Source organism: Cupriavidus phytohabitans, assembly GCF_000426345.1.
Classification (GTDB): Bacteria; Pseudomonadota; Gammaproteobacteria; order Burkholderiales; family Burkholderiaceae; genus Cupriavidus.
In genome coordinates this window covers 93672-119035 of sequence record NZ_AUFE01000001.1, presented here as the reverse complement: position 1 = coordinate 119035, position 25364 = coordinate 93672, and the positions used below count along the sequence as shown (strand labels likewise).

At 69.0% G+C, this 25364-nt stretch carries 23 protein-coding genes and 1 pseudogene; 12 read left to right on the top strand and 12 right to left on the bottom strand.

Annotated features, from left to right (window positions below; genetic code table 11):
- Positions 1 to 17: 17 nt before the first annotated feature.
- Positions 18 to 1019 (top strand): NAD(P)H-dependent flavin oxidoreductase, encoded by a 1002-nt coding sequence (locus K309_RS0100590; RefSeq protein ID WP_084402319.1) that lies wholly within the window; start codon positions 18 to 20, stop codon positions 1017 to 1019.
- A gap of 28 nt (positions 1020 to 1047) precedes the next feature.
- On the opposite strand, the gene K309_RS0100585 is transcribed toward K309_RS0100590, so the two are convergent.
- From K309_RS0100585 to K309_RS0100570, 4 genes are read right to left on the bottom strand one after another with little or no spacing between them, the layout of a single operon-like run.
- Positions 1048 to 2127, bottom strand: coding sequence for a VWA domain-containing protein (locus tag K309_RS0100585; protein WP_029044599.1), 1080 nt, complete (start codon positions 2125 to 2127; stop codon positions 1048 to 1050).
- Complete coding sequence (locus tag K309_RS0100580; RefSeq protein ID WP_029044598.1) at positions 2124 to 3122, bottom strand: DUF58 domain-containing protein; 999 nt, start codon at positions 3120 to 3122, stop codon at positions 2124 to 2126. Before K309_RS0100580 ends, K309_RS0100585 begins: the two co-directional genes overlap by 4 nt.
- Positions 3100 to 4113: an AAA family ATPase gene (locus tag K309_RS0100575; protein WP_029044597.1), complete on the bottom strand. Its 1014-nt coding sequence runs from the start codon at positions 4111 to 4113 to the stop codon at positions 3100 to 3102. Before K309_RS0100575 ends, K309_RS0100580 begins: the two co-directional genes overlap by 23 nt.
- Before the next feature lie 23 nt (positions 4114 to 4136).
- On the bottom strand, positions 4137 to 5060 hold the full coding sequence (locus K309_RS0100570; RefSeq protein ID WP_029044596.1) for a S1C family serine protease: 924 nt from the start codon (positions 5058 to 5060) through the stop codon (positions 4137 to 4139).
- A gap of 74 nt (positions 5061 to 5134) precedes the next feature.
- Between K309_RS0100570 and K309_RS0100565 the strand changes: the two genes are divergently transcribed.
- Positions 5135 to 6199: a VWA domain-containing protein gene (locus K309_RS0100565; protein WP_029044595.1), complete on the top strand. Its 1065-nt coding sequence runs from the start codon at positions 5135 to 5137 to the stop codon at positions 6197 to 6199.
- A gap of 188 nt (positions 6200 to 6387) precedes the next feature.
- On the top strand, positions 6388 to 7689 hold the full coding sequence (locus K309_RS0100560) for a UDP-N-acetylglucosamine 1-carboxyvinyltransferase (protein ID WP_029044594.1): 1302 nt from the start codon (positions 6388 to 6390) through the stop codon (positions 7687 to 7689).
- A gap of 326 nt (positions 7690 to 8015) precedes the next feature.
- Here K309_RS0100560 and K309_RS0100550 read toward each other — a convergent pair whose 3' ends face one another.
- Both K309_RS0100550 and K309_RS0100545 read right to left on the bottom strand, forming a co-directional pair.
- Complete coding sequence (locus K309_RS0100550) at positions 8016 to 8468, bottom strand: cupin domain-containing protein (protein WP_029044593.1); 453 nt, start codon at positions 8466 to 8468, stop codon at positions 8016 to 8018.
- 160 nt (positions 8469 to 8628) lie between these two features.
- A complete protein-coding gene (locus K309_RS0100545; protein WP_029044592.1) occupies positions 8629 to 9564 on the bottom strand; it encodes a LysR substrate-binding domain-containing protein in 936 nt (311 codons plus the stop codon).
- 116 nt (positions 9565 to 9680) lie between these two features.
- Here K309_RS0100545 and K309_RS0100540 point away from each other — a divergent pair, with 116 nt between their 5' ends.
- The 3 genes and pseudogenes from K309_RS0100540 to K309_RS42780 all read left to right on the top strand — a co-directional run.
- Positions 9681 to 13259, top strand: a complete 3579-nt coding sequence (locus tag K309_RS0100540) for an indolepyruvate ferredoxin oxidoreductase family protein (protein ID WP_029044591.1) — start codon at positions 9681 to 9683, stop codon at positions 13257 to 13259.
- Between the two features lie 97 nt (positions 13260 to 13356).
- The gene (locus K309_RS0100535) at positions 13357 to 13698 is read left to right on the top strand and encodes a hypothetical protein (protein ID WP_029044590.1); all 342 of its coding nucleotides are present in this window, start codon (positions 13357 to 13359) and stop codon (positions 13696 to 13698) included.
- 39 nt (positions 13699 to 13737) lie between these two features.
- Positions 13738 to 13875: pseudogene (locus K309_RS42780) on the top strand (magnesium transporter CorA); the annotation flags it as partial.
- Here K309_RS42780 and K309_RS0100525 read toward each other — a convergent pair.
- On the bottom strand, positions 13829 to 14830 hold the full coding sequence (locus K309_RS0100525; RefSeq protein WP_029044589.1) for an NAD-dependent epimerase/dehydratase family protein: 1002 nt from the start codon (positions 14828 to 14830) through the stop codon (positions 13829 to 13831). The pseudogene K309_RS42780 and the gene K309_RS0100525 overlap by 47 nt on opposite strands.
- 104 nt (positions 14831 to 14934) lie before the next feature.
- Here K309_RS0100525 and K309_RS0100520 point away from each other — a divergent pair, with 104 nt between their 5' ends.
- A complete protein-coding gene (locus K309_RS0100520; protein ID WP_029044588.1) occupies positions 14935 to 15837 on the top strand; it encodes a LysR family transcriptional regulator in 903 nt (300 codons plus the stop codon).
- A gap of 128 nt (positions 15838 to 15965) precedes the next feature.
- On the opposite strand, the gene K309_RS0100515 is transcribed toward K309_RS0100520, so the two are convergent.
- The 5 genes from K309_RS0100515 to K309_RS0100495 all read right to left on the bottom strand — a co-directional run bounded on the left by K309_RS0100515 (position 15966) and on the right by K309_RS0100495 (position 19689).
- The gene (locus K309_RS0100515) at positions 15966 to 17162 is read right to left on the bottom strand and encodes an MFS transporter (protein WP_029044587.1); all 1197 of its coding nucleotides are present in this window, start codon (positions 17160 to 17162) and stop codon (positions 15966 to 15968) included.
- Between the two features lie 105 nt (positions 17163 to 17267).
- Complete coding sequence (locus K309_RS0100510; RefSeq protein WP_029044586.1) at positions 17268 to 17519, bottom strand: hypothetical protein; 252 nt, start codon at positions 17517 to 17519, stop codon at positions 17268 to 17270.
- A 39-nt stretch (positions 17520 to 17558) separates the two neighbouring features.
- Positions 17559 to 18020: a MarR family winged helix-turn-helix transcriptional regulator gene (locus K309_RS0100505; protein WP_029044585.1), complete on the bottom strand. Its 462-nt coding sequence runs from the start codon at positions 18018 to 18020 to the stop codon at positions 17559 to 17561.
- A gap of 101 nt (positions 18021 to 18121) precedes the next feature.
- Positions 18122 to 18577: an Ohr family peroxiredoxin gene (locus tag K309_RS0100500; protein ID WP_029044584.1), complete on the bottom strand. Its 456-nt coding sequence runs from the start codon at positions 18575 to 18577 to the stop codon at positions 18122 to 18124.
- A 200-nt stretch (positions 18578 to 18777) separates the two neighbouring features.
- Entirely contained in the window at positions 18778 to 19689 is a 912-nt protein-coding gene (locus tag K309_RS0100495) for an adenylate/guanylate cyclase domain-containing protein (protein WP_232232282.1), read from the bottom strand.
- A 200-nt stretch (positions 19690 to 19889) separates the two neighbouring features.
- On the opposite strand from K309_RS0100495, the gene K309_RS0100490 reads away from it, so the two are divergent.
- The 5 genes from K309_RS0100490 to K309_RS0100470 all read left to right on the top strand — a co-directional run bounded on the left by K309_RS0100490 (position 19890) and on the right by K309_RS0100470 (position 25361).
- Entirely contained in the window at positions 19890 to 20330 is a 441-nt protein-coding gene (locus tag K309_RS0100490; RefSeq protein WP_029044582.1) for a ferritin-like domain-containing protein, read from the top strand.
- Positions 20331 to 20485: 155 nt separating this feature from the next.
- Positions 20486 to 21607, top strand: a complete 1122-nt coding sequence (locus K309_RS0100485; RefSeq protein WP_029044581.1) for an AI-2E family transporter — start codon at positions 20486 to 20488, stop codon at positions 21605 to 21607.
- Positions 21608 to 21623: 16 nt separating this feature from the next.
- On the top strand, positions 21624 to 23198 hold the full coding sequence (locus tag K309_RS0100480; protein ID WP_029044580.1) for an efflux transporter outer membrane subunit: 1575 nt from the start codon (positions 21624 to 21626) through the stop codon (positions 23196 to 23198).
- Positions 23195 to 24319, top strand: coding sequence for an HlyD family secretion protein (locus tag K309_RS0100475; RefSeq protein WP_029044579.1), 1125 nt, complete (start codon positions 23195 to 23197; stop codon positions 24317 to 24319). Before K309_RS0100480 ends, K309_RS0100475 begins: the two co-directional genes overlap by 4 nt.
- Positions 24309 to 25361, top strand: a complete 1053-nt coding sequence (locus K309_RS0100470; protein WP_029044578.1) for a DUF2955 domain-containing protein — start codon at positions 24309 to 24311, stop codon at positions 25359 to 25361. The genes K309_RS0100475 and K309_RS0100470 overlap by 11 nt, the downstream gene beginning before the upstream one ends.
- Positions 25362 to 25364 lie beyond the last annotated feature (3 nt).

Below are 25364 nucleotides of genomic sequence, written 5' to 3'. Positions count from 1 at the left end.
CTTCTGCCTGCATCGATATGAACGCCATCCCTGTGAACGCCGCTGCTGCCGGCCGGCGCCTGCCGCAATCGATCACCCGCCGCCTGTCGCTGCCGCTGATTGCCGCGCCGATGTTCCGCGTCTCGGGACCGGAGCTCGTGCTGGCCGCGTGCCGTGCCGGCGTGATCGGATCGTTCCCCACTGCGAACTGCCGCTCGACCGAAGAACTCGACGCGTGGATGACGCGCTTCGGCGCTGAGCTGACCCGCGACGACGCGCCGGTCTGTCCCAACCTGATCATGCGCCGCGAGGCCTTGCAGCAGGAGCTGGACTGCCTGCTGCGGCACCGGGTCGAGATGGTCATCACCAGCGTGGGCGCGCCCGATGCCGTGGTCGGCCCGCTGCACGAGATCGGCTGCCTGGTGCTGGCCGACGTGGCATCGGTGCGGCATGCGCGCAAGGCGGTGGCGGCCGGCGCCGACGGCCTGATCCTGCTGACCGCCGGCGCGGGCGGACAGACCGGGTGGGCCAATGGCTTTGCCTTCGTGCGCGCGGTGCGGAGTTTCTTCGACGGGCCGGTGGTGCTGGCGGGCGGCATCTCCGACGGCGTGGGCCTGCTGTCGGCACAGGTGCTCGGCTGCGACCTTGCCTACATGGGAACGCGCTTCATCGCCACGCGTGAAAGCATGGCCGTCGACGGGTACAAGGACATGCTGGTCAGCAGCGAGCTGGACGACGTGATGCTGTCGCGCGCCTTCACCGGGCTCGAGACCAACACACTGCGCCCGTCGATCATCGCCAGCGGCCTCGACCCGGCCAACCTGCCCACCGACATGACGCAGGAGCGCGCCAATGCGCTCTACGGCAGCCAGGGCTCGGCCGGCATCAGACGCTGGCGCGATATCTGGAGCGCGGGGCACTCGGTGTCGGGTGTCGCGCAGGTGGAGCCGGTGGCGGAACTGGTCGCGCGCACGCGGCGCGAATTTGATGCGGCGCGCGCCGCGGCATGCCGGGCACTGGCACCGGAGGCTTGCGCCTGACCAGCTACGCCTGGCGCAAGCCGCCGCACTACATCACCCGGCCGAACCACCACAGCGACAGCAGCCCCGCCATCGCCGCCAGCAGCGCGCCCAGCGCGGCGAAGAACGCGGTGACCTCCACCTGGTCGCGCTTGTCGAGGGACAGCTTTGCGCTGAGCGCGCTGTACACCTTCTTCAGCTGGGCCGTATCTTCCAGCCGGAAATACTCGGCGCCGGTTGCGTCGGCCACCTGCTTCAGCACCTTCTCATCCAGCCGGACGCGGGAGGACATGCCGTCGACCGACAGCACCACGCCCTCAGGCGTGCCGACGCCCACGGTATAGATGCGCACGCCGTAGGTGGCGGCAAGCTGCGCGGCCTGCAGCGCGCCGGGGCCGGCGTTGCTCTCGCCGTCGGAGAACAAGACGATCGCGCCCGCGCCGTACGAGCCGGGCGTGACGGCATCCGTGTCGCTGTCGCCGGAGGACGAGGAGGCGCTGCCCGGCGGCTTCCTAGACTGCGGGATGTCGTCGTTCATCAGGCGCTCGGCTTCGTTGGTAGCCTCCGGCAGCAGCGCAGTCAGCGCGATCAGCACGCCATTGCCCAGCGCCGTGCCGCCTTGCGGCTTCAGGCGCTCGATGGCGGCAGCCACGTCGTCCTTGCTGCGGCTGGGAGCCTGCGCCACGGCCGCGGTGCCCGCCATCGCCACCACGCCGACGCTGACGCTGGCGGGCTGGTCTGCGAGCAAGACCCGGGCGGCCTGCTGCGCGGCGCGGATGCGGCTGGGCTTGATATCCTGCGCGCGCATGCTGCCGGACAGGTCGATGACCAGGATCACGGTCTTGATGCGCGAGGGCAGCGTCAGCAGGGCCTGGGGCCGGGCGATGGCGACGATCAGCGCCGTCAGCGCCAGCAGCGTCAGTGCCGGCGCCACGTGGCGGCGCCAGCCCGGACCGCCACGGACGGGCACGCCGACAGGCTTCAGCGCGGGGGTGTGCACGGTCGCGCGCCGGCGGCGCGCATCCAGCCACAGGTAACCCCCCGCCAGCACCAGCACGGTCGCGAGCCCCCACAGCATGCTCGGCCACAGGAAGCTGAAGACGGGCAAGCGGCTGATCGCATCGGTCATGCGGCCCCCCTGGCGGTTCCTTGCCGGTGGCGCCGCTGGCGCGTGAAATTCAGCAGCGCCAGGTCCAGCCGGGCGTAGGTCGACAGCGTCAGGCACTGCACCCCGGCACGCGCGAAGGCCTGGTGCAGCTCGGCCTCGCGCGCCTCGGCCGCGGCGGCGAAGCGCTTGCGGAAGGCCGGGTCATGCGTGTCGACAAAGATCTGCTCGGCGGTCTCGGCGTCCTGCAGCACGACCAGGCCCAGGTCGGGCAGGGCCAGTTCGAGTGGATCGACCAGCCGCACCGCGACCACTTCATGGCGCCGCGCCAGCATGCCGAGCGATGCCTGCCAGCCCGTTGCGCTGATGAAGTCGGACACGACGAACACCACCGAGCGCCGCCTGGCGACCAGGCGCGCCTGCTCCAGCAGGTCGCGCAGGCGGGTATCGCCCGGGCAGGCCGCCGGCGTGGCATGCATGCGGTCGAGCAAGTGCAGCAGCTGGCGCCGGCCCGAGCGCGCCGGGATCACGGTCGCCGCCTTGTCGGTGGCGCCGCCATAGAGCACCGCGCCGGCGCGGTTGCCGTAGCGCGTCAGCAGCAGCGCCATCACGGTGGTGAAGTCGGTGAGCAGGTCGCGCTTGCGCACGGTGCCCGAGCCGAACTCGACCGACCCGCTCAGGTCTAGCACGAACCACGCCGAGACGTCGCGGTCTTCCTGGAACTCGCGCACGTGCGGGGTCTGCAGCCGCGCGGTCACGTTCCAGTCGATATGGCGCACGTCGTCGCCGGGGCGGTATTCGCGCAGGTCGGCCAGGTCAAGCCCGAAGCCGCGGAACAGCGTGCGGTAATCGCCCTGCAGCAGCCCGTCGAGGCGGCGCACTACCGTCCATTCCAGCCGGCGCAGCAGCGCTTCGGTCTGCTTCGACCCGACCGCGGCCACTGCCGCGCTGGCGGCTGCGGGGGCAGGTGCCGCGGCCTCCGCCTGTCGGCGGCGCCTAGCGCTCAGCCGCCCGAACATGGGATTCCAGCGGCCGCTCGGGGACCGGCTGTGCCTGCAGGATGCGGCCGATCAGCTGGTCGGCGGTGACGCCGTCGGACATGGCCTCGTAGGACAGCGCCAGGCGGTGGCGCAAGACGTCAGGCACCAGGTCGGTCACGTCTTCCGGCAGCGCATAGTGCCGGCCGCGCAGGAAGGCCAGCGCGCGCGCGCCTTCGATCAGGCCGATGGTGGCGCGCGGGCTGGCCCCGAAGGCGATGTAGCGGTCCATGTCTTCAACGCCGTAGCTGCCGGGCTTGCGCGTGGCCGCGACCACGCGCACCGCGTACTGGATCAGCGCGGGATCGACATAGACCTTGCGGCACGCCTCCTGCAGCTCGGCCAGGTGCTCGGGCGTGGCCACCGCGCCCACGTTGATGCGCGGGCCGGTGACGCGGTTGACGATCACGACCTCTTCTTCCTCGCTCGGGTAGCCCACCAGCACCTTCATCATGAAACGGTCGACCTGCGCCTCGGGCAGCGGGTAGGTGCCTTCGGTCTCGATCGGGTTCTGCGTGGCCATGACCAGGAAGGGCGCGGGCACGCGGTGGGTCTCGCCGGCGATGGTGACCTGCTTCTCCTGCATGACTTCGAGCAGCGCACTCTGCACCTTGGCCGGCGCGCGGTTGATCTCGTCGGCCAGCAGCAGGTTGGCGAACACCGGGCCGCGCACGGTGGAGAACTCGCCGGTGCCCTGGTTATACATGCGCGTGCCGATCAGGTCGGCGGGCAGCAGGTCGGGCGTGAACTGGATGCGCTTGAACGTGCCGCTCATGGTCCGCGCCAGCGTGTTGACCGTGAGCGTCTTGGCCAGCCCCGGCACCCCTTCGACCAGCAGGTGCCCGCCGGCGAGCATCGCCACCAGCACACGTTCGAGAAAGTGGTCCTGGCCCACGACCACGCGCTTTACCTCGTACAGCAGGCGTTCCATCAAGTCTGCGCTGTCGGCAGCGCCCCTGGCTTGGTCGTTCATAGGCCCCCACGTTTCAGGAAGTTTCAGAAAGGAGAAGATCCGATGGCAACGCCGGCGCTCTCGATGGTGACGGCAAAGCCGATACCGAGGAAAGTGCCGCTCTGGTTAGGGTTGAGGATGGCGGTGACGATACCGACGACTTCGCCGTCCATGTTCACCAGCGGCCCGCCCGAATTGCCCGGGTTGGCGGCGGCGTCGAACTGGATAAGCTTGTCCAGGCTCTGCTTGCGGTCCGGCGAGACGAAATGGCGGTCGAGCCCGGAGACCACGCCGGCCGACACCGACGGGCCGATGCCGAAGGGGAAGCCGACCGCCACGACTTCGCTGCCGGGCGCCAGTTCACGGCTGGAGCCGAGTGTCGCCGCCGGCAGGTCGTCGGGAATCGATTTGGGCCGGAGCACGGCGAGGTCTTTTTCGGGGAAGGCCTGCACCACGGTGGCTTCGGCCATGTGACCGTCGTGGAACCTGACCTCCACCCGCTTGGCATCGGCGACGACGTGATAGCTGGTCAGCACCATGCCGCTTTCGGTCACGACCACGCCAGAGCCGACGTGGCGCGCTTCGCGCGTGCCGCCGGCCGGATCCTTGCCGTCGGCCGGGTCGCGCCTGGCGAGTTCGTCCTGTGGCGCGGGCTGGGCGGGCGGCGTAGATTTGCGCCGTGTGGCAGGGGGATCACGCTTGGCCTTCGGCGCCGAGGCGGCTTCCACGGGTTTCTCTTCCGGCGTATAGCTGCGGACCTCCACCACTGATTCGCGCACCGCCTCCGCAGCCCTGGCCGTGCGCGACGGCAGGCTCTTGGTCTGCAGCGTGTGCAGTACCGCGGCGTCGATGTCTGCCTGCTTGAGCACGCGGGGTGGCGGCTGCGACCACCAGGCGATGGCCGCGCCCGCTGCGATGACCACGACCACCGCCGCCGAGACCAGCCCGTAGATCGTCACCCGTTTCATCGCAGCCCCCCAGGTCCCGTCCCGCCTTAAAAAATACAGTACCATCCCCTTAACCACGCGCCAAGGAGCAGGGCATGCAGTTTCTCTGGCCGCAGATGCTCTGGTTGCTGCTGGCGCTTCCTGTGCTGGCAGCCGCCTACCTGTACCTGCTCGCGCGGCGCAAGAAATCCGCCCTGCTGTACGCCAGCCTTGCGCTGCCCCGCGCCGCGCTGGGCCGGCGCCAACGCCTGCGGCGCCACATCCCTCCATTGCTGTTCCTGGTCGCGCTGGGCGCGGCGCTGCTGGCGTGCGCGCGGCCCACCGCCACCGTCACCCTGCCGTCCGACACCGTCACGCTGGTGCTGGCCATGGACACCTCGCGCAGCATGGACGCCACCGACGTGCCGCCCACGCGGCTCGCCGCTGCCAAGCAGGCCGCACGTGACCTGATCGTGGGACTTCCGGCCAGCGTGCGGCTCGGCATCGTGACCTTCGCCGCCACCGCGACCGTGGTGCTGCCGCCGACCAGTAATCGCCAGGACATGCTCGACGCGCTGGATCGCATGCAGCTGCAGCGCGCGACCGCCACCGGCAGCGGGCTGATCCAGGCGCTGGCGGTGCTGTTCCCCGACGACGGCATCGACCTGGAGGCGATTCTCTTCGGCGACAGCGCGACGCTTTTCGGCGGGCGCGCGCCGTCGCTTGACGAGGCCGCCGCCGCCGAGGCCGCCCGCAAGCGCGAGCAGCAGCGCCAGCCGATGCAGCCGGGCGCATACCGGCATGGCGCGGTGATCCTGCTCAGCGACGGCCGCCGCACCACCGGTCCGGACCCGATCGACGCCGCGCGCATGGCGGCCGAGCGCGGCGTGCGCGTCTATACCGTGGGCTTCGGCTCGCCCCAGGGCGGGGGCGAGCCGGAGTCGAGCCTGGCGTACTTCATGCAGCTCGACGAACCAGTCCTGCGCGCGGTGGCGACGCTGACCGGCGGCGAGTACTTCCAGGCCGGATCGGCCGCCGACCTGACCAAGGTCTATCGCCAGCTCAGTGCCCGTTTCGCGCTGGAGCGCCGCGAGACCGAGGTGAGCGCGCTGTTGTCGGCGGCAGCGGCGGTGCTGCTGGTACTGGCATCCGGGTTGTCGATACTGTGGTTCCGGCGCTGACTGGCGCCGGCAAGCGCAGGCCGCGTCACGCCGTGGCGGCGTACCGGTCACTTCATGGCCTGTGGATCGGGCGCGTTGCTCCGCGCGAGCCGGCGCGGCGCGCAGGGACAGTACAATGCCGGACGCTCGATATACCGGATCTGCCTTTTTCGGCACCCGAACCGCCATCCGACTGCCACGCATCGCCCATGTCCAATCTCATCGTCCACGGTGGCACGCCCCTGCGCGGCCGCATCATCCCCTCGGCCAACAAGAATGCAGTGCTGCCGGTGCTTTGCGCCACGCTGCTGACCGACCAGCCGCTGCGCCTGCACGGCGTGCCGGACATCACCGATGTCCGCAAGATCCTCGATATTTTCCGCATGCTGGGCAGCGACGTCCGTCTCGATGAAGCGACCGGCACGCTCGACCTGCACCACCGCGACACCACCTTCGACGCGGCCACGCACCGGCTGCCCGAAGAAATGCGCTCGTCGATCATGCTGGTGCCGCCGCTGCTGGCCCGCTTCGGCGTGGCGCGGCTGGAAGACAACGTCAAGGGCTGCACGCTGGGCGTGCGCGAGATCGACCCGCACGTCGACATCTTCCGCTCGTTCGGCGGCGAGGTGGAGCGCGCCAGTGGCTCGCTGCTGGTGCGCAGCGGCGGCCCGCTGAAGCCCACGCACCACTGGCTCGACTATGCCTCGGTGACCACCACCGAGAACTTCGTGCTGTGCGCCGCCGCCGCCGAAGGCGAATCGACGCTGACCAATGCCGCGTCCGAGCCGCATGTGCAGGAGTTCTGCCGCTTCATGCAGAGGATCGGCGCCGACATCGACGGCATCGGCACCTCGCGGCTGACCGTGCGCGGCGGCGGCCGGCTGCGTGGGGGCGAGTTCACCTTCGAGGAAGATTTCCACGAGATCACCACTTTCCTCGCGCTGGGCGCGATCACCGGCGGCGACGTGGTGGTGCGCAACAGCACGCCGGGCAATTTCCCGTTGATCGACCGCACCTTTGCCAAGTTTGGCGTGCAGGTGGTGCATGAAGACGGTTGGTCGCGCGCGCTGCTGCAGGGGCCGCTGAAGGTGCAGACGCCTTTCACCAGCAATGTGCTGACCAAGGTGGAGGCCGCGCCGTGGCCGTACTTCCCGGTCGACCTGCTGCCGATCTTTATCGCGCTGGGCGTGCGTGCGCAGGGCAATGCGATGTTCTGGAACAAGATCTACGACGGCGCGCTCGGCTGGACCGGCGAGCTGTCGAAGTTCGGCGCGCATGTGTTCCAGTCGGACCCGCACCGGCTGATCACCTTCGGCGGCAATCCGCTGACGCCCGCGGTGGTGGAAAGCCCGTACATCATCCGCGTCGCGATCGCGCTGTTCATGGTCGCGGCCAGCATCGAAGGGCGCTCTGAAATCCGCAACGCCACGCCGATCCGGCGCGCGCATCCGCGCTTTGTCGAGAACCTGCGCAGCCTCGGCGTCCATGTGGAGTGGACCAGCGAGGAATGATCCTCCTGGGCGCGCCATTCCCGGCGACGAACTAAGGGATCGCCTGGCGGCGGCCCCGTCACGAGCGGTCGTCTTTCCGGCGGTTCCAGCCGGGCGGATAAAGCGGATGACGCAGCGCGGCATACACCAGGACCACGGTTGCCACGGCGGTGATCCAGTCGAGCAGGTCCATAACCCTCCTTGCGGCCCCCGGCAACTGGCATGCGCGGGGGAACGCTTCCACCATAGTCCAGCCATGGCGGCACAGGAACCAAGGTTTGCGCGGAACTATATGCCGGCTGTGATGGACTCGGGAACGGTGCAACGCAGCAGCGGGATCAGCGGCATCAGCGCTCCGGGGGCGGCACGGTGACGCCGCACGCTTGCGCCACGGCCAGCAGCTTGTCGAAATCCGGCGCGCCAGGCGGGATCTCCTCATCCAGTTGCGTGAACAGGCGCGACGCCTTGCCGTTGTGGCTGGTGACCGAAACCATTTCGCCGCCCCCGGCGCCGAAGCGGAAGTAATGTACCGTGCCCGCCGGCACGTGGACAAAGGTGCCGGCTGCCGCCTGGACCGCCTGCCCGCCGTAGCCGATCTCGAGCGTCCCGCGGGTCACGAAGAACGATTCGTCCCAGTCGTGGCAATGCGGCGGTGGGCCGGTGCCCTCGTCGCCCTGCTGCAGGAAGACTTCATAGCCCTGCGTGGCGGCGTTGGAGGCGAGTACGGTGATCTTCTCGCCGACCACATTGAGCGCGCGCGCATACTTGTCCGGCGTTACCACAAAGGGTTGTGGCTTCATCATGTGCGCCTCCGTTCTGTCGGGAACTCGATCCGGAATGGCACCGGCGCCCGTACCGGGCGTGTCAGGCCTATTCTAGGCGCGGGCGCCGGGCCGTTCTAGCCTGGAATCGCGCGACGCGCGCGTGATGCGGGGCGGCAGTCGGCGCATGGATGCCCCATCAGCTGCCGCACGCATGGATCAGGAATTCCCGTAGCGCATCGGCCGGCTTGTCCAGCTTGCGCCCCGGCTGCCACAGCATGCCCACCTCCATGTCCGGCACCGCGTTGGCAATCGGCCGGGCTTCGATCTGCTTGCCCTCCAGCGACCACGGGCGGTACACCATGTCGGAAAGCACGGTGACGCCGAAGCCGTGCGCGACCAGCCCGCGCAGGGCCTCCATCGACCCGGTGCGGAAGGCGATATTGGGCGAGAGCCTGAGGCTGCGCCAGTAGCGCATGGTCGATTCCTCGGCCTCGTCGACGGTGATCAGGATGTACGGGTAGGCCGCGATGTCGCGCAGCGACGGCCGCTCGACTTCCAGCAGCGGATGGCTGGCCGAGGTCCACAGCTGGCGGCGGGAGCGCATCAGCGTGTGGCGCTTGAAGCGCTGCGGCCGTTCCAGGTTGGACAGCAGCGCGATCCCCAGCTCGATCTCGCCCGCCAGCACGGCGCGCTCGATATCCGGCCGGTCCATGTCGAGCAGGTCCAGTTCGATATCCGGGTAGTTGGTGCGAAAGCGCGCCAGCAGGCCCGGCAGGAAGTAGCCGAGCACGGTATAGGAGGCGGCCAGCCGCACGCTGCCCTGCAGGCCGTGCACCTGGAAGCGCGGCTCGCGCAGCGCGTCCTCGACCGAATCCAGGATCTGGCGCGCATGCTGGTAGAACAGGTGGCCTTCCGCCGTCAGCGTCACGCCGTGCGGGCGCCGCTCGAACAGGCGCACCGCCAGCCGCTGCTCTAGCGCCAGCACGGCGTTGGTGACCGCCGACTGCGACACATGCTCGGCGGTTGCCGCCATCGAGAACTGTCCGGTTTCCGCGGCCGCGACGAAGTAGCGGAACTGCCGCAATGTGATTTCCTTGGCAAATCTCTCCGAGACCTCGCGCGCTTTCGCCATGATTGTCTTTTGGGTATCCGTTTTGCGGATATCAGGTGTAGGAATTCTTGATTTTACGATAGCCGCCGGGATTCCTACACTGCTCCGGACATCAGAACTTCAAGCACGGAGACATCGTGAACGCACCGCTACCCCACGCCCTGCTCGACACCCTGGCCAGCGCCAGCCTGGACGACAAGTACACCCTGGAAAAAGGCCGCGTCTACATGAGCGGCGTCCAGGCGCTGGTCCGGCTGCCGATGCTGCAGAAGGTGCGCGACCGCGCCGCCGGCCTGAACACGGCCGGCTTTATCTCCGGCTACCGCGGCTCGCCGCTGGGCGGCGTCGACCAGGCGCTGTGGAAGGCCAAGCAGCACCTCGCGGCCAGCGACGTGGTGTTCCAGCCCGGGGTCAACGAAGACCTGGCCGCCACCGCGGTGTGGGGTTCGCAGCAGGTCAACCTGTTTCCCAACGCCTCGCGCGACGGCGTGTTCTCGATGTGGTATGGCAAGGGCCCCGGCGTGGACCGGTCCATCGACGTGCTCAAGCATGCCAATTCCGCCGGCTCGTCGCGCCACGGCGGCGTGCTGCTGCTGGCCGGCGACGACCATGCCGCCAAGTCTTCCACCGTCGCGCACCAGTCCGAGCATGTGCTGCAGGCCGCCGGCATCCCGGTGCTGTATCCGGCCAACGTGCAGGAATACCTCGACTACGGCCTGCACGGCTGGGCCATGAGCCGCTATTCCGGCCTGTGGGTGTCGATGAAGTGCGTCACCGACGTGGTCGAGTCGACCGCCTCGGTCGAGATCGACCCCGACCGCGTGCAGGTAGTGCTGCCGCAAGACTTTGCCATGCCGGCCGGCGGCCTCAATATCCGCTGGCCCGATACCCCGCTGGAACAGGAAGCGCGGCTGCTCGACCACAAGTGGTATGCGGCGCTCGCCTATATCCGCGCCAACCGCCTGAACCGCGTGGTGCTCGATTCGCCCAACGCGCGCTTCGGCATCATGACGGCGGGCAAGGCGTACCTGGACGTGCGCCAGGCACTGGTGGACCTTGGCCTCGATGACGAGACCTGTGCCCGCATCGGCATCCGCGTCTACAAGGTGGGCTGCGTGTGGCCGCTGGAGGCCCACGGGGCGCGCGAATTCGCCACCGGCCTGGAAGAAATCCTGGTGGTGGAAGAGAAGCGCCAGATCCTGGAATACGCGCTCAAGGAAGAGCTGTACAACTGGCGCGAGGACGTGCGGCCCAAGGTGTTCGGCAAGTTCGACCAGCGCGGCAACGACGGCGGCGAATGGTCGGTGCCGCGCGGCAACTGGCTGCTGCCGGCGCACTACGAGCTGTCGCCGGCGCTGATCGCCAAGGCCATCGCCCGGCGGCTGGAGCGCCTCGACCTGCCGGAAGCCGTGCGTGCCCGCATTGCCGCGCGCGTCGCGGTGATCGAGGCCAAGGAGCGCGAGGCCATGCAGCCGCGCATCTCGGCCGAGCGCAAGCCCTGGTTCTGCTCGGGCTGCCCGCACAACACCTCCACGCGCGTGCCGGAAGGCTCGCGCGCGCTGGCCGGCATCGGCTGCCACTACATGACCTTGTGGATGGACCGCAATACCGACACCTTCAGCCAGATGGGCGGCGAAGGGGTGGCGTGGACTGGCCAGATGCATTTCACCAGCGACAAGCACGTGTTCGCCAACCTGGGCGACGGCACGTATTTCCACTCGGGCCTGCTGGCGATCCGCGCCTCGATCGCGGCCAAGGCCAACATCACCTACAAGATCCTGTTCAATGACGCGGTGGCGATGACCGGCGGCCAGCCCATCGACGGCGTGCTGACCGTGCCGCAGATCGCCCACCAGGTGCTGGCCGAGGGCGCGAAGAAGCTGGTCGTCGTTACCGACGAGCCGCAGAAGTATGGCGACGGCAGCATGCTGCCGTCCGGCGTGACCGTGTTCCATCGCGACCAGCTCGATGCCGTGCAGCTGGAGCTGCGCGACACCGAAGGCGTCACCATCCTGATCTACGACCAGACCTGCGCCACAGAAAAGCGCCGGCGCCGCAAGCGCGGCACGTATCCGGATCCGGCAAAGCGCGCCTTTATCAACGATGCGGTCTGCGAGGGCTGCGGCGACTGCTCGGCCAAGTCCAACTGCCTGTCGGTGGAGCCGCTGGAGACCGAACTGGGCACCAAGCGCCGGATCAACCAGTCGTCGTGCAACAAGGATTTCTCCTGCGTCAACGGCTTCTGCCCCAGCTTCGTCACCGCCGAGGGCGCCCAGGTGCGCAAGCCGGCGGCGGCGGGCGGCAAGGGCGCCGGCGCCGATTTCGAGGCGCTGCCGATGCCTTCGCTGCCCGCGCTGGAACGGCCGTATGGCGTACTGGTGACGGGTGTGGGGGGCACCGGCGTGGTGACCATCGGCGGCCTGCTGGGCATGGCCGCGCACCTGGAACGCAAGGGCGTCACCGTGCTCGACATGGCGGGCCTGGCGCAGAAGGGCGGGGCGGTGATCAGCCACGTGCAGATCGCACCGGCGCCGCACGACCTGCATGCCACGCGTATCGCCACCGGCGAAGCGCGGCTGGTGATCGGCGGCGACGCCATCGTCTCGGCCTCGGCCGAGGTGCTGTCCAAGACCCGGCACGGCGTGACCGCTGCGGTGGTCAACAGCGCCAACACCCCGACCGCCGAGTTCATCAAGAACCCGAAGTGGAAATTTCCCGGCGCCAGCGCCGAGCAGGACCTGCGCAACAGCGTGGGCGAGGCCAGCGCCTTTATCGACGCCAGCGCCTGGGCCGTCACGCTGCTGGCGGATGCCATCTACTCCAATCCGCTGCTGCTCGGTTTTGCCTGGCAGAAGGGATGGATCCCGCTGCAGCATGCCAGCCTGCTGCGCGCGATCGAACTCAATGGCGTGTCGATCGACAAGAACCGGCAGGCGTTCGAATGGGGCCGGTACCTGGCGCACCACGGCGAGGCCTCGGTCAAGGCGCTGCTGCCGAATGCGCCAAGTGCGCCGGCTGCCCAGGTGGTGGCGTTGCCGCAGACGCTCGACACGCTGATCCGCAAGCGCGAGGCAATGCTGACGGACTACCAGGACGCCGCGTACGCCCGGCGCTACCTGGACGCGGTCGAGCGCATCCGCGCCGCCGAGCAGGAGCTGGGCGCCGACCGCAAGCTGCCGCTGACCGAAGCGGTGGCGCGCAACCTGGCCAAGCTGATGGCGTACAAGGACGAGTACGAGGTGGCACGCCTGTATGCCGATCCGGCGTTCCTCGACAAGCTGCGCGCGCAGTTCGAAGGCGAGCCCGGCCGCGACTACCAGCTCAACTTCTGGCTGGCCCCGCCGACGCTGACGAATGCGGGCAAGACTGACAGCAAGGGCCATCCCGTGAAGCGCCGCTTCGGCCCGCGCACGCTGACAGCCTTCCGCCTGCTGGCCCGCCTGAAAGGCCTGCGCGGCACCGCCTTCGACCTGTTCGGCAAGACCGCCGAGCGTCGCGCCGAGCGCGCGCTGGTGGCCGACTACCTGGCGATGGTCGACGAGTTCGCAGCGTCGCTGAGCGCCGGCAAGCTCGACACCGCGCTGGCGCTGGCTGCGTTGCCCGACGACATCCGTGGCTACGGCCACGTCAAGGAAGCCAGCATGCAGGCAGCGGCCGCGCGCCGCGAAGCGCTGCTGGCGCAGTATCGCGGGGCGGCACGCCGGGCCGCGGCCTGAGCCTTGCCGGCGTGCAACCGGGGGAAAGCCCGGCTGGCCGGGCCTGGCATGGTCCGGCCACAATCGGCTATCCTCCCGGCTGCACCCGGAGACTCCCTTGACGCAAGACCCAGCCTTCCACCGCAAGACCGCCACCGACGATGACCTGACGCTGCACCGCGAGGCCATCCGCTGGATGGCCGAGTTGCCCGAAGCCGTCCGTCCGGTAGAACTCGGGCGGGCCTTCCCCCGGATCATCAATACCGTCGCCGCCAGGTGGTTCGATGCGGTCGGGTGCCGGGACTACCTGAACGGCCTGCAGTTCGACGACCGCGGCGGCCGCCAGGGCTTTTCGTTCGCGATCGTGCAGGAGATCGCCGCGCTGCGCGAGCATTTCGACGCGGTGTATCCGCCGGACCACGATGTCTGGCGGAAGGCCTTCGATGCGGGTCAGCGCTGAGCGGACCGGCACGGGGCGAAAGCCGGCGCGGCCGGTGCGCTGGGCGGCCTCGGCGGCATGAACGTCGGCGGCGTCCCGCTGGCCGGGCACCCGCACGGCTTCTGGGTGCTGGTGGCGCTGGTGGCCAGCTTCACCGTGCTGGCGGGGCGCTGGGCGTTTCGCCAGCAGGCAGGTTAGGGGCGGGCCGGCCTGGGTGGCATGCCGCCAGCGTCTGCCGGATGCCCTCGGCGTACGGCGTCTTGCGGATCGGTCCGATCAGCCGCTGCAGCGCGGCATCGTCCAGGATGAGCGGATCGGTCATCAGGTAGTGCATCTCGACCAGTTCGCGCATGAACGGGTTGAACAGCCCGAGCAGGCGCAGCATGCCCTTGCCGGCGATGCGCAGCTTGAGCTGGCGGCCGGTCTGCCTTTCCATTTCCGACACCAGTTCGCGCTGTGTCGTGACGCCGGCGCCGGCCAGATGCCAGATCCTGCCGAAGGCCGCGGGCGTATCGGCCAGCCGCGTCACCACCGGCCCGACGTCCGGCACATAGATGAACTCGTGCGGCGCATCGATCGGCCCGATCAGGTCCGCGGTGCCGCCACATGCGGCAGCCTGCGCCGCGCGGTGCAGCAGGCTGGCTTGCACGCCCGGGCCGTAGAAGTCGGGCAGCCGCAGCACCGTGGCGCGGATGCGGCCGGCGGCGTCGGCCTGCATCAGCAGGTCTTCCTGCGCCTTGCGCATGCGGCCCTTGAAGGTATGCGGCGCGCGCGGGTGGTTCTCGCTGACCGGATTGCCGCCCTGGACGCGCCCATATGGGTAGACGGTGCCGATCAGGATGAATTGCCTGACGCCCGCTGCGAGCGCGCCATCCAGTGTCTTGCGCAGCAGTTCCGGGTGCAGCTCGAAGCGCCAGTAGTCGACGCCGACCATGTAGACCAGTGTGTCGATGCCGTTCGCCGCGGCCTGGACGGAGGCCGGCGAGTCGGGATCCCACATGACGATCTCGGCGATCGGGTCGGCCCCGAAGGCCTGGCGCAGGCGCGTCGCATCGCGGCCGACCACGCGGTACGGCTCGCCCCCGCTTGCCAGCGCGGCGGCGATGCTGTGGCCGATGGCGCCGGCGGCGCCAAAGAGCGCGATCCTGGACATGGGATTCTCCTTTGCATGGGTACTGCCGTGGTCTGATGCAGGCCAGTTTGCGGTGATCTGAGCAAAAATAAAATTACCTATAATCGGCTGGTGGCTAAACAAAAATGCATAGCATGGCCGGCGAACCGAACTGGGAGTGGTACCGCACCTTCCTCCACGTGCTGGAAACCGGCTCGCTGTCGGCCGCCGGGCGCGCGATGGGGCTGACGCAGCCGACCGTCGGCCGTCATATCGACAGTCTTGAGGCCGCGCTGGGTCTCAAGCTCTTCACGCGCTCCTTCGACGGCTTCGCCCCCACCGACGCCGCGCACACACTGCGGCCCTATGCCGCCGGACTCGCCGCCACGGCCGCGGCCATGCGGCGCGCCGCCAGCGGGCATGGCGACGGCGTGCGCGGCACGGTGCGGCTGTCTGCGAGCGAAATCGTCGGCGTCGAAGTCCTGCCGCCGATCCTCGCGGCACTGCGCGAAGCCCACCCGGCGCTGGAGATCGAGCTGGTGCTGTCGAATCGCGTCGACGACCTGCTGCATCGTGAAGCCGATATCGCCGTGCGGATGTTCCGGCCGGAGCAGGACGCGCTGGTGGCCCAGCGTGTCGGCGGCATCGAACTGGGGCTGCATGCGCATGAGCGCTACCTGGCCGTGCACGGGGCGCCGCAGTCGCTGGAGGAACTGGCCGGGTTTGCCGTAATCGGCTTCGACCGGGAGACGCCGTTCATCCGCCGCTTGCTGGAGCGCTTTCCGGCTTTGTCGCGCCAGCGCCCGGCCTTTCGCGCCGACAGCGACCTGGCGCAACTGGGCGCGATCCGCGCCGGCTTCGGCATCGGCGTGTGCCAGACCGCGCTGGCGGCGCGCGACCCGCGGCTGGCCAGGGTGTTGCGCAGCGAGTTTTCCGTGGCGATGGATACCTGGGTGGCGATGCATGAGGACTTGCGCGGCAGTGCGCGCTGCGCGGTGACCTTTGCCGCGCTGGTGGCCGGGCTGCGAGGCTACGCGGAAGGGGCATAGCCGCGGCGTCGATCGGGGCCTTGCTGCGGCGGCACGCCGGTGGCCTTGCTGCCAGTCCGCCCCGGGCCGCTTGCTGCGCGGCCATGTGGTCGAACTGCCATGGCGCCCGTGAACGGTCGCCGGCCACGCTAGCCGGAGCGTGCCTGCTGGCGCAAGTTGCGAGTGCGGGCGGCGAGATAGGGCAGGTTTGCCGTGACGAAGAACGCCAGCAGCAGCGCGCCCGCGCTCCATGCGAGCGCCGGCACCCACGGCATCAGGCTGGCCAGCATCGCGCCCCTGGCGGCGCCGGACGCCACCATGGCGATGCGCAGGAAAGCGGCCATGGCAAGCACGGCAAACACCAGCCCGGCAAGCCTGCCTTCGCGGCCCACATGCCCGGCATCGAGCGCGGCATTGGCCGCCGCGCCGAACATGATGCCCCACATGCCGCCGGCCAGGCATTGCGCGGCCAGCACCGCCTGCAGCGAAGCGGCGCCAATGAAGCCGGACAAAGCCAGCGTGCCCAGCACCGATGCGGCGAGCAGCAGCACGCAGGCAGGAAAGCGCCGCAGCCATGGCGTCTCGGGCAGCAGCACGCACAGGGCGAAGCCGATCCAGAACGCCGGCATCACCCGCACCAGCTCGGCGCTGGCAACGAAGCGCAGGTAGGCCGGCCCCGAATTGATCGCGGTGTGGACCTGGAAGCCCAGCGCGAGCAGCCAGACCGCCGCGAACAGCAGCCACAGGCGCCGCGGGCCGGCGCTGGCAGTCGGCGCCGCGTCGGCACGCTGGCTTGCCGGCGGCAGTTCAACCCAGCGCAGGGCGGCCACGGCCAGCACCAGCGCCGCACTGGCCGCGGCGAAGGGGATCAGCGGCGAAGCCTCGCGCAGCCGCGCCGTCAGCACTGGTGCGACCGCGCCGGCCAGGCCGATGCCGAGCAGCGACGCTAACACGAGGAAGGACGAAGCCGATCCCTGCAGCCGCCGCGCGATGATGACCATGGGCGGCGCGCGCAAGGCCGAAGAGGTGGCGGCCCATAACGCGGTCAGGGCAAGCAGCAGCACAGGCGAGGAAGCCGAAGGCAGCAGCACGAACGCCAGCGCGGAAACCACCGACAGCGCCAGGATCCAGCCGCCGAGCCGGCGCATGCCGTTGGCGACACGGTCGGCGGCGATGCCCAGCGCCAGGTCCATGGCGACGAAGATCACCTGGTCCATCACCAGGATCCACGCCACGTGCGCGCGCGGGATGCCGGCCTGTGTGGCCAGCTGCGGCAGGAACGCGACGTAGAGGGTCCACGTGACCGCCAGCAGGAACTGCACGGAGCAGAAGATCAATGCGCGCATGCGGCCCACCTTGCCCGGTGTTTTCCTTGGAAGGATAGGGCAAGGACGGGGTAAAGCCGGGAGTAATGCCGGGCGTAATGCCGGGAGTAAAGCCGGGGGAGGGGCTCAGTCGTCGCTGAGCTTGTCGCCGTTGACCTCGACGAGCTGGTCAAGCCGCAGCGCCTCGCCCGAGCTGAGCGAGACAAACTCCGCCCGCTCGCGGCTGAAGATATCGGTGATCGTGGCCGTCACTTGTTGCGCAGCGCCATCATGGTCGCGATAACGGATCACGGCGGGCCGGCGCACGGTGGCCAGCGCTTCGAGCCGATCGTGGAATTCGCAGCTGATCGGGATGTACGGGGTGGATGCGTGGTTCATGTCAGTAGCTCGCAAAGCAGGGCGGTCGCCGGCGCATTTTCAGTCGCCGGACCTGACCGACCGGATCAGGTTGTTGCGCAGCGTCGCCACCGCCTTCTGCAGGCGTGCGAACTCGTCCGGCGCCAGGCCGGTGGCGCCCGCCAGGCTGCCTTCGAGGCGCTTTTCGCGCAGGCGCCGCCCGTTGCGGGTCAGGCTGACCCGCACCTGGCGCTCGTCCTCGGGATCGCGCTGCCGCTCGACGTAGCCCATGGCTTCCAGCTTCTTCAGGATCGGCGTCAGCGTGTTCGATTCCAGGAAGAGCTTTTCGCCCAGGCTGCCCACGGTCTGGTTGTCTTCCTCCCACAACGCCACGATGGTGATGTATTGCGTGTAGGTCAGGCCCAGCTGTTCGAGGACGGGCTTGTACGCCTTGCCGAACGCCAGGTTGGCGGAATAGACGGCGAAGCAGAGGAAATCGGACAGCTTGGGGTCCGCGGCAGCGGCCTTGTCGGTGGCTTTCATGGTCTGGCTCCCGTGTCTGGATGTGACGCTGCGGGAAATTATAGGTCGTATGCGATTGTATCGGGGATGCGATAACCGGCTCGGACCCATGGGCGCCTGCGTCAGCCGGTGATGACGTTGATCGCCACGTCGATGTTGCCGCGCGTGGCCTTGGAGTACGGGCAGATTTCATCGGCGGCATGGGCCACCGCCGTCGCCACGTCGTGCGGCACGCCAGGCATGCGCACGTTCAGGCGGGCCTGCAGCAGGTACTCGCGGCCGGTCTGGCCCAGGTCAACCTCGATCTCGACGGCAAGGTCCGAGGGCAGCGTCAGCTTGTGCGTCTTGGCCGCAAGTGCCACCGCGCTGATGTAGCACGCCGACCACGCACCGGCGAACAGCCGCTCGGCGGTGGGATGCGCGTCGCTGCCATCGAAGACATGGGTCGGGTTGGCCTCGGTGCCGGGCGACGACAGCCGCATGTCGACGGTGCCGTCATGTCCGCGGGGCGTGTTGCCGGCGGCGCTGAATGTGGTGTAGGTCTTGCCGCTGGCCAGGACTTTGGCGATCTTGCTCATGGTGGGGTTCCTCTCGGTGGGTTGGCCTTCATAATCGTATGCGATTGCATCGCATACGATATATATAGGCAAAAAACAATCAGCTTCCGCTGATCTGTCGCAAGCGTTTCAATCGCATGCGATGGAAAGCATGATGGGATATGGAACAGCTGAAGTCAAGGAGAATTTCCACGCTATCCTGCAGCTGTGCGGTGACCGCCTCAGTCTTCTTCGACAAAGAACTCGATCGCCTCCTGGTGGGCGTCCCCGGGCGGCGAGAACGTGATCCAGCCGTGGCCCCGCAGCGTGATCTCGTCACGGCGCAGCATCAGGCTGTCTTCGCCGTCGATGCGGACGTGGGTGCCGTTGGAGCTGCGGTCGATCAGCACGAAGCGGCCGCCGCGCGGCTCGACGGTGGCCTGGAAGCGCGACACCTGCCGGTCCAGGATGACGATGCTCATGGTGGAGTCGCGGCCGATGGTCAGCGGCGCCGAGGTGGCGTCCATCTCGAACAGGGTGTCGCGGTAGCGCAGCGACAGGAACAGCGAGCGGCGCACGGCGACGTCCATCGGGGCGACCAGGGTCAGCTCGGTGTTCTGCTGCCAGATCCCCTCGTACAGCTCCACCAGCTGGTGCTTGCCGCGCACCTGGATCGGATACAGCGCTCGCGTCATCTGCCGCAGCGGTGCCGACAGCTGCTCGACGGCATGCTTGCTGGTGATGATCTGCCCGCGCGAGGCCAGCTTGACCAGCCGCGCGGCCAGGTTGACCGTGTCGCCGAACACGTCGCCGCCTTCGTCCGACAGGATCGGGCCATGGTGGAAGCCGATATGGATTGACAGGGCAATGCCGGCGATCGGCGCCAGCCCGGCCACGCCTTCCTGCATGTCGAGTGCCGCCTGCATCGCCTGGTCGGCGGCGGGGAACAGCACCATGATCTCGTCGCCGATGGTCTTGACCACGCGCCCCTGCGCCAGCGCGGCGCGCGTCTTCATCAGCCCCAGGCAATGGCGGATCGCGGCGAGTGCCACCGCGTCGCCGGCCTTGTCATAGAGCCGCGTGCTGTCGCAGATGTCCGCGAACATCACGGCGCCGTCGCATTGGTCGGCTGGCGAACCTGGATCCTTTTGCATCACCGGCGATGTTGTCAGTTTTCCGGGGCGGGCCGCGCCCGGCTACCTCAGGCGCGCGCCACGTCTGCATGATAGGAATTCCAATGCCGGATTGCTGCCCCGCACGCGTTTGCCGCCAGGCGCGAACGCTCAGGTGTGGCGCGGCGCCGACTAGAATGAATCAGCCTGCTTTTGTCCCTGCAACCCGTGAGGAAGATGCCATGGCGGAAATCGAGAAAGACAAGGTCGTCGGGGTGCTGAACCAGATACTGGAAGCCGAACTCGCCGGGGTCGTGCGCTATACGCACTATTCTTTCCTGGTGTTCGGCTTCGGCCGCATCCCCGTGGTGTCCTGGCTGCGCGAACAGGCCAGCGAATCGTTGCTCCATGCGCAGCAGGCCGGGGAGTGGATCACCACCCTGGGCGCGTATCCCTCGCTCGGCATCGCCGCGCTGCTGGACAGCCACACCACCGACATCGGCACCATCCTGCGCGAATCGCTGGCGACCGAGCGGCAGGCGCTGGAGCTGTACCGCCAGCTGCTGGCCCTGGTCGAGGGCCGCTCGGTGGCGCTGGAAGAATATGCGCGCGAGTCGATCCAGCTGGAGGAACTGCACGCCGGCGAGGTCGAGAAGATGCTGCGCAAGCCCGGACAACCGTAAGCCCGTGCGTGCCCGGGCGGGCACGCCTGTGGTCCGGGTGACGAAAAGGTTGCCCGAGCCCCCTGGCTCGCCTAGACTGGATTGCGGCCGGCGCTGAGTACAAGGCTGGCGTACCGATGTGAACCTTTGCGGCTTGCACCCGGGGGAGTCGATCGATGTTGCCTACGCCCATATCCGAGAAGGCGCTGTCCCGCGGCTTGCTTGACGTCCTGATCCGCGCCGGGCTGATCGCCGTCCTGGCGGTTTTCTGCTTCCAGATCTTCCACCCGTTCGTCGACCTGCTGCTGTGGTCGGTGATCCTGGCGGTCACCATGTACCCGCTGCAGGTCAGGCTGCGCGCGCGGCTGGGCGGCCATGACGGGCGCGTCGCCACGCTGATCGTGGTGCTGGTCCTCGCCATCATCCTGGTGCCGACCTACCTGCTGGGCAACGCCCTGGTCGAGTCCGTGGAGAACGCCATCGCCATGGTCAGGGACGACCGCGTGCATATCCCGATGCCGGCGGAGTCGGTCGCCGCCTGGCCATTCGTCGGGGAGCGGCTATACGACTTCTGGCTGCAGGCCTCCACCGACATGGCCGCGGTGATGGAAAAGCTGATGCCCCAACTCAAGGGCTTCAGCCTGGCGCTGCTGGGCAAGCTCGCCGGCGTCGGCGTGGCCCTGCTGGTCCTGCTGTTCGCGCTGATCATCGCCGGCATCATCATGGCCTATGGCGAGGAAGGGACGCGCAGCGCCAGGCAGATCGCCTCGCGCGTGTTTGGCCAGGAGCGCGGCCCCCGGCTGGCCGACCTGTGCACCGCCACTATCCGCGCGGTGGCGCAGGGCGTCGTGGGCATCGCCTTCATCCAGATGCTGCTGATCGGCGTCGCCTTCGTGATCAAGGGCATTCCCGGCGCCGGCCTGCTGGCGCTGGCGGTGCTGCTGCTCGGTATCATGCAGCTGCCCGCGACGCTGATCACTATCCCGGTGATTATCCTTGTCTTTGCCGCCGAGGGTGCCACCGGGGCGACCGTGGTATTTGCCGTCTACACCTTTATCGCCGGACTGGCCGACAACGTGCTCAAGCCGCTGATGCTCGGCCGCGGCGTGGACGTGCCGATGCCGGTGGTGCTGATCGGCGCGCTGGGCGGGATGGTGACAGGCGGCGTCATCGGGCTGTTTATCGGCCCCGTGATGCTGGCCGTGGCCTACCGGCTGTTCTGGCAGTGGGTCGAAGACCAGCCGCCACCGCAGCCTGCCCAGCCGGTGCACGAATCGATCGAGCAGACCGCGGAATAGTGCAGGCGTTCGCCTCATGCCCGTCCGCAACCGGCCGAACGGAATGCTGCTGGCCGGCGTGCTGTGCCTGGGCGCATGCGCGCGGGTGGGGCCCGACTTCCAGCCGCAGCGCGAGGCGTGGACGCCCACATGGGACAGCCCTGCGCTGCAGGCCGCCACCGAGCAGCGCCCCGCCCCCGACCTGCGGCAATGGTGGCAGATATTCGGCGACCCGACGCTGGAGCGCCTGATCGCCGAGGCCGATGCCAACAACGCCGGACTGCGCATCGCCGGCCTGCGCGTGATGGAGGCGCGCGCGCAGCTCGGCATCGCCCAGAGCGGCCGCTACCCGCAGCTGCAGCAGGTGAGCACCGATGCGCTGTACACCTCCACCCGCCAGGCCGGCGGGCGCAATCCGCAGAACAGCCGCTTCTGGCAGTTCAGCGCGGGCTTCGACATCGGCTGGGAGCTGGACTTCTGGGGGCGCTTCAGCCGCGCCATCGTGTCGGCCGATGCCGCGTATTTTGCCGCCCGCGCCAACCACGAGGATGTGCTGGTCCTGCTGCGCGCCCAGATGGCCGAAACCTACTTCGCGCTGCGCACCGCCGAGGCGCGGCTGCGCATCGCCCGCGACAATGCCCGGCTGCAGCAGCGCAGCTATGAAATCACCGAACGCCTGTTCCGCAGCGGCGAGACCGACGAACTCGACCTGCAGCAAGCCAAGACGCAGTACCTGGGCACGCTCAGCAGCATTCCCGAGTTCGAGGGCCAGATCCTGCGCACGCGCAATGCGCTCGCGGTGCTGGCGGGCCACCCTCCCGGCGCGCTGCCGGAGCTGCCCGACCTCGCGGAGCGGGAAGGGGCGCTCCCGCTGATCGACCGCGCCGTGGTGCAGGACGTGCCGGCCAGCCTGCTGGTGCGCCGTCCGGATGTGCGCGCCGCCGAGCTGCAGATCGCGGCGCAGTCCGCGCTGATCGGCGTGGCCGAGGCCGATCTCTACCCGTCGCTGTCGCTGCTGGGCAGCATCGTCTGGTCCGCCGGCACGCTGGCCGGCACGCCCAACACGCTGGCGCTGGTCGGCGGGCCAAGCCTGCGCTGGAACGTATTCGACTATGGCCGCATCCGCAACAACGTGCGGGTGCAGGATGCGCGTTTGCAGCAGCTGATCGTGGCCTACCAGGACGCGGTGCGGCAGGCCGCGCGCGAAGCGGACGATGCCGCCAGCGGCCTGCTCAAGTCGCTGGAACGCGAACAGATCCTGCGCGAAGGCACCGTCGCCGCCAACCGCTCGCTGTCGCTGGCCAACTCGCTCTACCGCGAGGGCTATTCCGACTTCCAGCGCGTGCTGGACGCCCAGCGCGCACTGGCGGCCCAGCAGGACGCCTATGTGCTCAACCGCAGCAGCGCCGTGAGCAACCTGATCGCGCTGTACAAGGCGCTGGGCGGCGGCTGGCACAGCGAGTTGCCGCTGGTGGACCCGGCGACGCGCCAGCAGATGCAGCAGCGCACCAACTGGGGCGACCTGTTCGACGAAGCCGGGCGGCCGGCCGTGCCTGCCGGCGCCGGTGTTCCTGCGACACCACGGCAGGTATCCAATGTGGAGGCCCGATGAGCGACACGCCGCAGCCCGCAGCCGTTCCGCCCCCGCCAGCGCCGGCCGCCGATCCGGCAAAGAAAGGCATCCGCTGGGTGCTCGTGCTGATTGCCGTCAGCCTGGTGTGGTATCTGCTGGCCGACCGGCTCACGCCCTATACGCAGCAGGCGCGCGTGCAGGCCTTCGTGGTGCCGGTGGCATCCGAGGTGGCGGGGCGCGTGACCCGCGTGCACGTGCGCAACAACCAGGACGTGGCGGCCGGCACGGTGTTGTTCGAGGTCGATCCGCAGCACTACCGGATCGCCGCCGACCGCGCGCGCGCCGACCTGGAGTCGACGCGCCGGCAGATCGGCGCCAGCACCGCCGGCATCGAATCGGCGCAGGCGGCGCTGCGCGCGGCGCGCGCCAACGAGGTCAAGGCGCGCCAGGACAGCGAACGCCTGGAGCGCCTGTACCGCGAGGATCCGGGCACCATCTCGCTGCGCCGGCTCGAGATCGCGCGTGCCAGCCTGGAAGCGGCTACCGCGCAGGTGGCCGCGGCACGCGCCGAGGTCCAGCGCGCGCGCGAGCAGGAGGGCGGCAGCGCGGAAGACAACGCCAAGCTGCGCAGCGCCGCCGCCGCGCTGGAAAAGGCCGAGCTGGACCTGGCCAATACCAGCGTGCGCGCGCGCTCGGCCGGGCTGGTCACCGACCTGCGCACCGAGACCGGCCAGTTTGCCGCCGCGGGCAATCCGGTCATGACGCTGATCACCATCCACGACGTGTGGATCAACGCGGAGATGACCGAGAACAACCTTGGCCACGTGGTGCCCGGCACGCCGGTGGCGATCGTGCTGGATTCGCTGCCGGGCCGCATCTTCACCGGGCGCGTGCGCAGCGTCGGCTACGGCGTCAGTATCGGCGGGCCCCCCACGCAGCCCGGCAGCCTGCCGACAGTGCAGAACAGCCGCGACTGGCTGCGCCCGGCCCAGCGTTTCCCGGTGACGGTGGAGTTCGATCCGGGGCAGCTGTCGTCGCTGCGCGGCGTGCGCGTGGGCGGGCAGGCCGAAGTCATGGCGTTCCCGACGGAGGGCAACCCGCTCAACCCGCTCGGCCGCGCCTTCCTGTACCTGATGAGCTGGCTGTCGTATGTCTACTGACAGCCCCGCGCCGACACCGCGGCCGCCGCCTTCGCCACGCGCACGGCGCGCGCTGCGCCTGGCCAGCGGCACCGCGCTGTGCCTGGCGGCCAGCTTCGGGCTGGGCCTGCCGATCCCGATGCTCGCCCCCGTGCTGGCCATATTTCTGCTGGCAAGCATGAACCGTCCGCTGGCCTTCAAGGCGGGCGTGGGCCTGGCGCTGGTGACGATGCTGACCACCGGCAGCGGCCTGCTGCTGATTCCCTTGCTGCGCCACTACCCGGCGAGCGGCGTGCTGCTGACCGGCCTGTGCCTGTTCCTGGCATTCCGCTATGGGCTGCGCGGCGGCAACAACCTGGTGTCGACCTTCCTGGTGGTCGGCCTGACCATGATCTCGTCGGCAGGAACCTTCGACTTCGGCCTGGCCGTGACGGTCATTGCCGCGCTGGTCAAGGGATTGCTGCTCGCCGTGCTGGCGCTGGCGCTCGGGCACTGGCTCTTTCCCGAGCCAGCAGGCGTGCCGCCGGCGCCCCCGGCCAGCGCGCTGCCGGACGACCTGGCGGCGTGGGTGGCGCTGCGCGCGGCGCTGGTGGTGATGCCCGCCTTCCTGCTCACCATGACCGATCCCACCGCCTACATGCCGATCATCATGAAGGCGGTCAGCCTGGGCCGGCAGAGCTGCACCACCTCCGCGCGCAACGCGGGCCGCGAGCTGCTCGGCTCGACCCTGCTCGGCGGCCTGCTGGCGATCGCGTTCTGGGGCGCGCTCAGCCTGTTCGTGCACCTGTGGATGTATTTCCTGTGGATGCTGCTGTTCGCGCTGCTGGTGGCGCGCAAGCTCTACGGACTCAGCCCCACGCGCCTGGCGCCGGGCTTCTGGCTCAATACGCTGGTGACGCTGGTCATCCTGCTGGGGCAGTCGGTGCAGGACAGCGCGGCCGGCAAGGACGTCTATACCGCCTTCATCGTGCGCATGGGGCTGTTTATCGGCGTCACGCTGTACGCGTGGCTGATGATCGAACTGCTCGACCAGCCGCGCGCCGTGCGCAGCAACGCTATCTGATCC

Bases quoted from the DNA above. Each gene is read 5' to 3' on its own strand.
- K309_RS0100590 (WP_084402319.1), top strand. From the start codon at position 18: ATGAACGCCATCCCTGTGAACGCCGCTGCTGCCGGCCGGCGCCTGCCG.
- K309_RS0100585 (WP_029044599.1), bottom strand. From the start codon at position 2,127: ATGACCGATGCGATCAGCCGCTTGCCCGTCTTCAGCTTCCTGTGGCCG.
- K309_RS0100580 (WP_029044598.1), bottom strand. From the start codon at position 3,122: ATGTTCGGGCGGCTGAGCGCTAGGCGCCGCCGACAGGCGGAGGCCGCG.
- K309_RS0100575 (WP_029044597.1), bottom strand. From the start codon at position 4,113: ATGAACGACCAAGCCAGGGGCGCTGCCGACAGCGCAGACTTGATGGAA.
- K309_RS0100570 (WP_029044596.1), bottom strand. From the start codon at position 5,060: ATGAAACGGGTGACGATCTACGGGCTGGTCTCGGCGGCGGTGGTCGTG.
- K309_RS0100565 (WP_029044595.1), top strand. From the start codon at position 5,135: ATGCAGTTTCTCTGGCCGCAGATGCTCTGGTTGCTGCTGGCGCTTCCT.
- K309_RS0100560 (WP_029044594.1), top strand. From the start codon at position 6,388: ATGTCCAATCTCATCGTCCACGGTGGCACGCCCCTGCGCGGCCGCATC.
- K309_RS0100550 (WP_029044593.1), bottom strand. From the start codon at position 8,468: ATGAAGCCACAACCCTTTGTGGTAACGCCGGACAAGTATGCGCGCGCG.
- K309_RS0100545 (WP_029044592.1), bottom strand. From the start codon at position 9,564: ATGGCGAAAGCGCGCGAGGTCTCGGAGAGATTTGCCAAGGAAATCACA.
- K309_RS0100525 (WP_029044589.1), bottom strand. From the start codon at position 14,830: ATGTCCAGGATCGCGCTCTTTGGCGCCGCCGGCGCCATCGGCCACAGC.
- K309_RS0100520 (WP_029044588.1), top strand. From the start codon at position 14,935: ATGCATAGCATGGCCGGCGAACCGAACTGGGAGTGGTACCGCACCTTC.
- K309_RS0100515 (WP_029044587.1), bottom strand. From the start codon at position 17,162: ATGCGCGCATTGATCTTCTGCTCCGTGCAGTTCCTGCTGGCGGTCACG.
- K309_RS0100510 (WP_029044586.1), bottom strand. From the start codon at position 17,519: ATGAACCACGCATCCACCCCGTACATCCCGATCAGCTGCGAATTCCAC.
- K309_RS0100505 (WP_029044585.1), bottom strand. From the start codon at position 18,020: ATGAAAGCCACCGACAAGGCCGCTGCCGCGGACCCCAAGCTGTCCGAT.
- K309_RS0100500 (WP_029044584.1), bottom strand. From the start codon at position 18,577: ATGAGCAAGATCGCCAAAGTCCTGGCCAGCGGCAAGACCTACACCACA.
- K309_RS0100495 (WP_232232282.1), bottom strand. From the start codon at position 19,689: ATGCAAAAGGATCCAGGTTCGCCAGCCGACCAATGCGACGGCGCCGTG.
- K309_RS0100490 (WP_029044582.1), top strand. From the start codon at position 19,890: ATGGCGGAAATCGAGAAAGACAAGGTCGTCGGGGTGCTGAACCAGATA.
- K309_RS0100485 (WP_029044581.1), top strand. From the start codon at position 20,486: ATGTTGCCTACGCCCATATCCGAGAAGGCGCTGTCCCGCGGCTTGCTT.
- K309_RS0100480 (WP_029044580.1), top strand. From the start codon at position 21,624: ATGCCCGTCCGCAACCGGCCGAACGGAATGCTGCTGGCCGGCGTGCTG.
- K309_RS0100475 (WP_029044579.1), top strand. From the start codon at position 23,195: ATGAGCGACACGCCGCAGCCCGCAGCCGTTCCGCCCCCGCCAGCGCCG.
- K309_RS0100470 (WP_029044578.1), top strand. From the start codon at position 24,309: ATGTCTACTGACAGCCCCGCGCCGACACCGCGGCCGCCGCCTTCGCCA.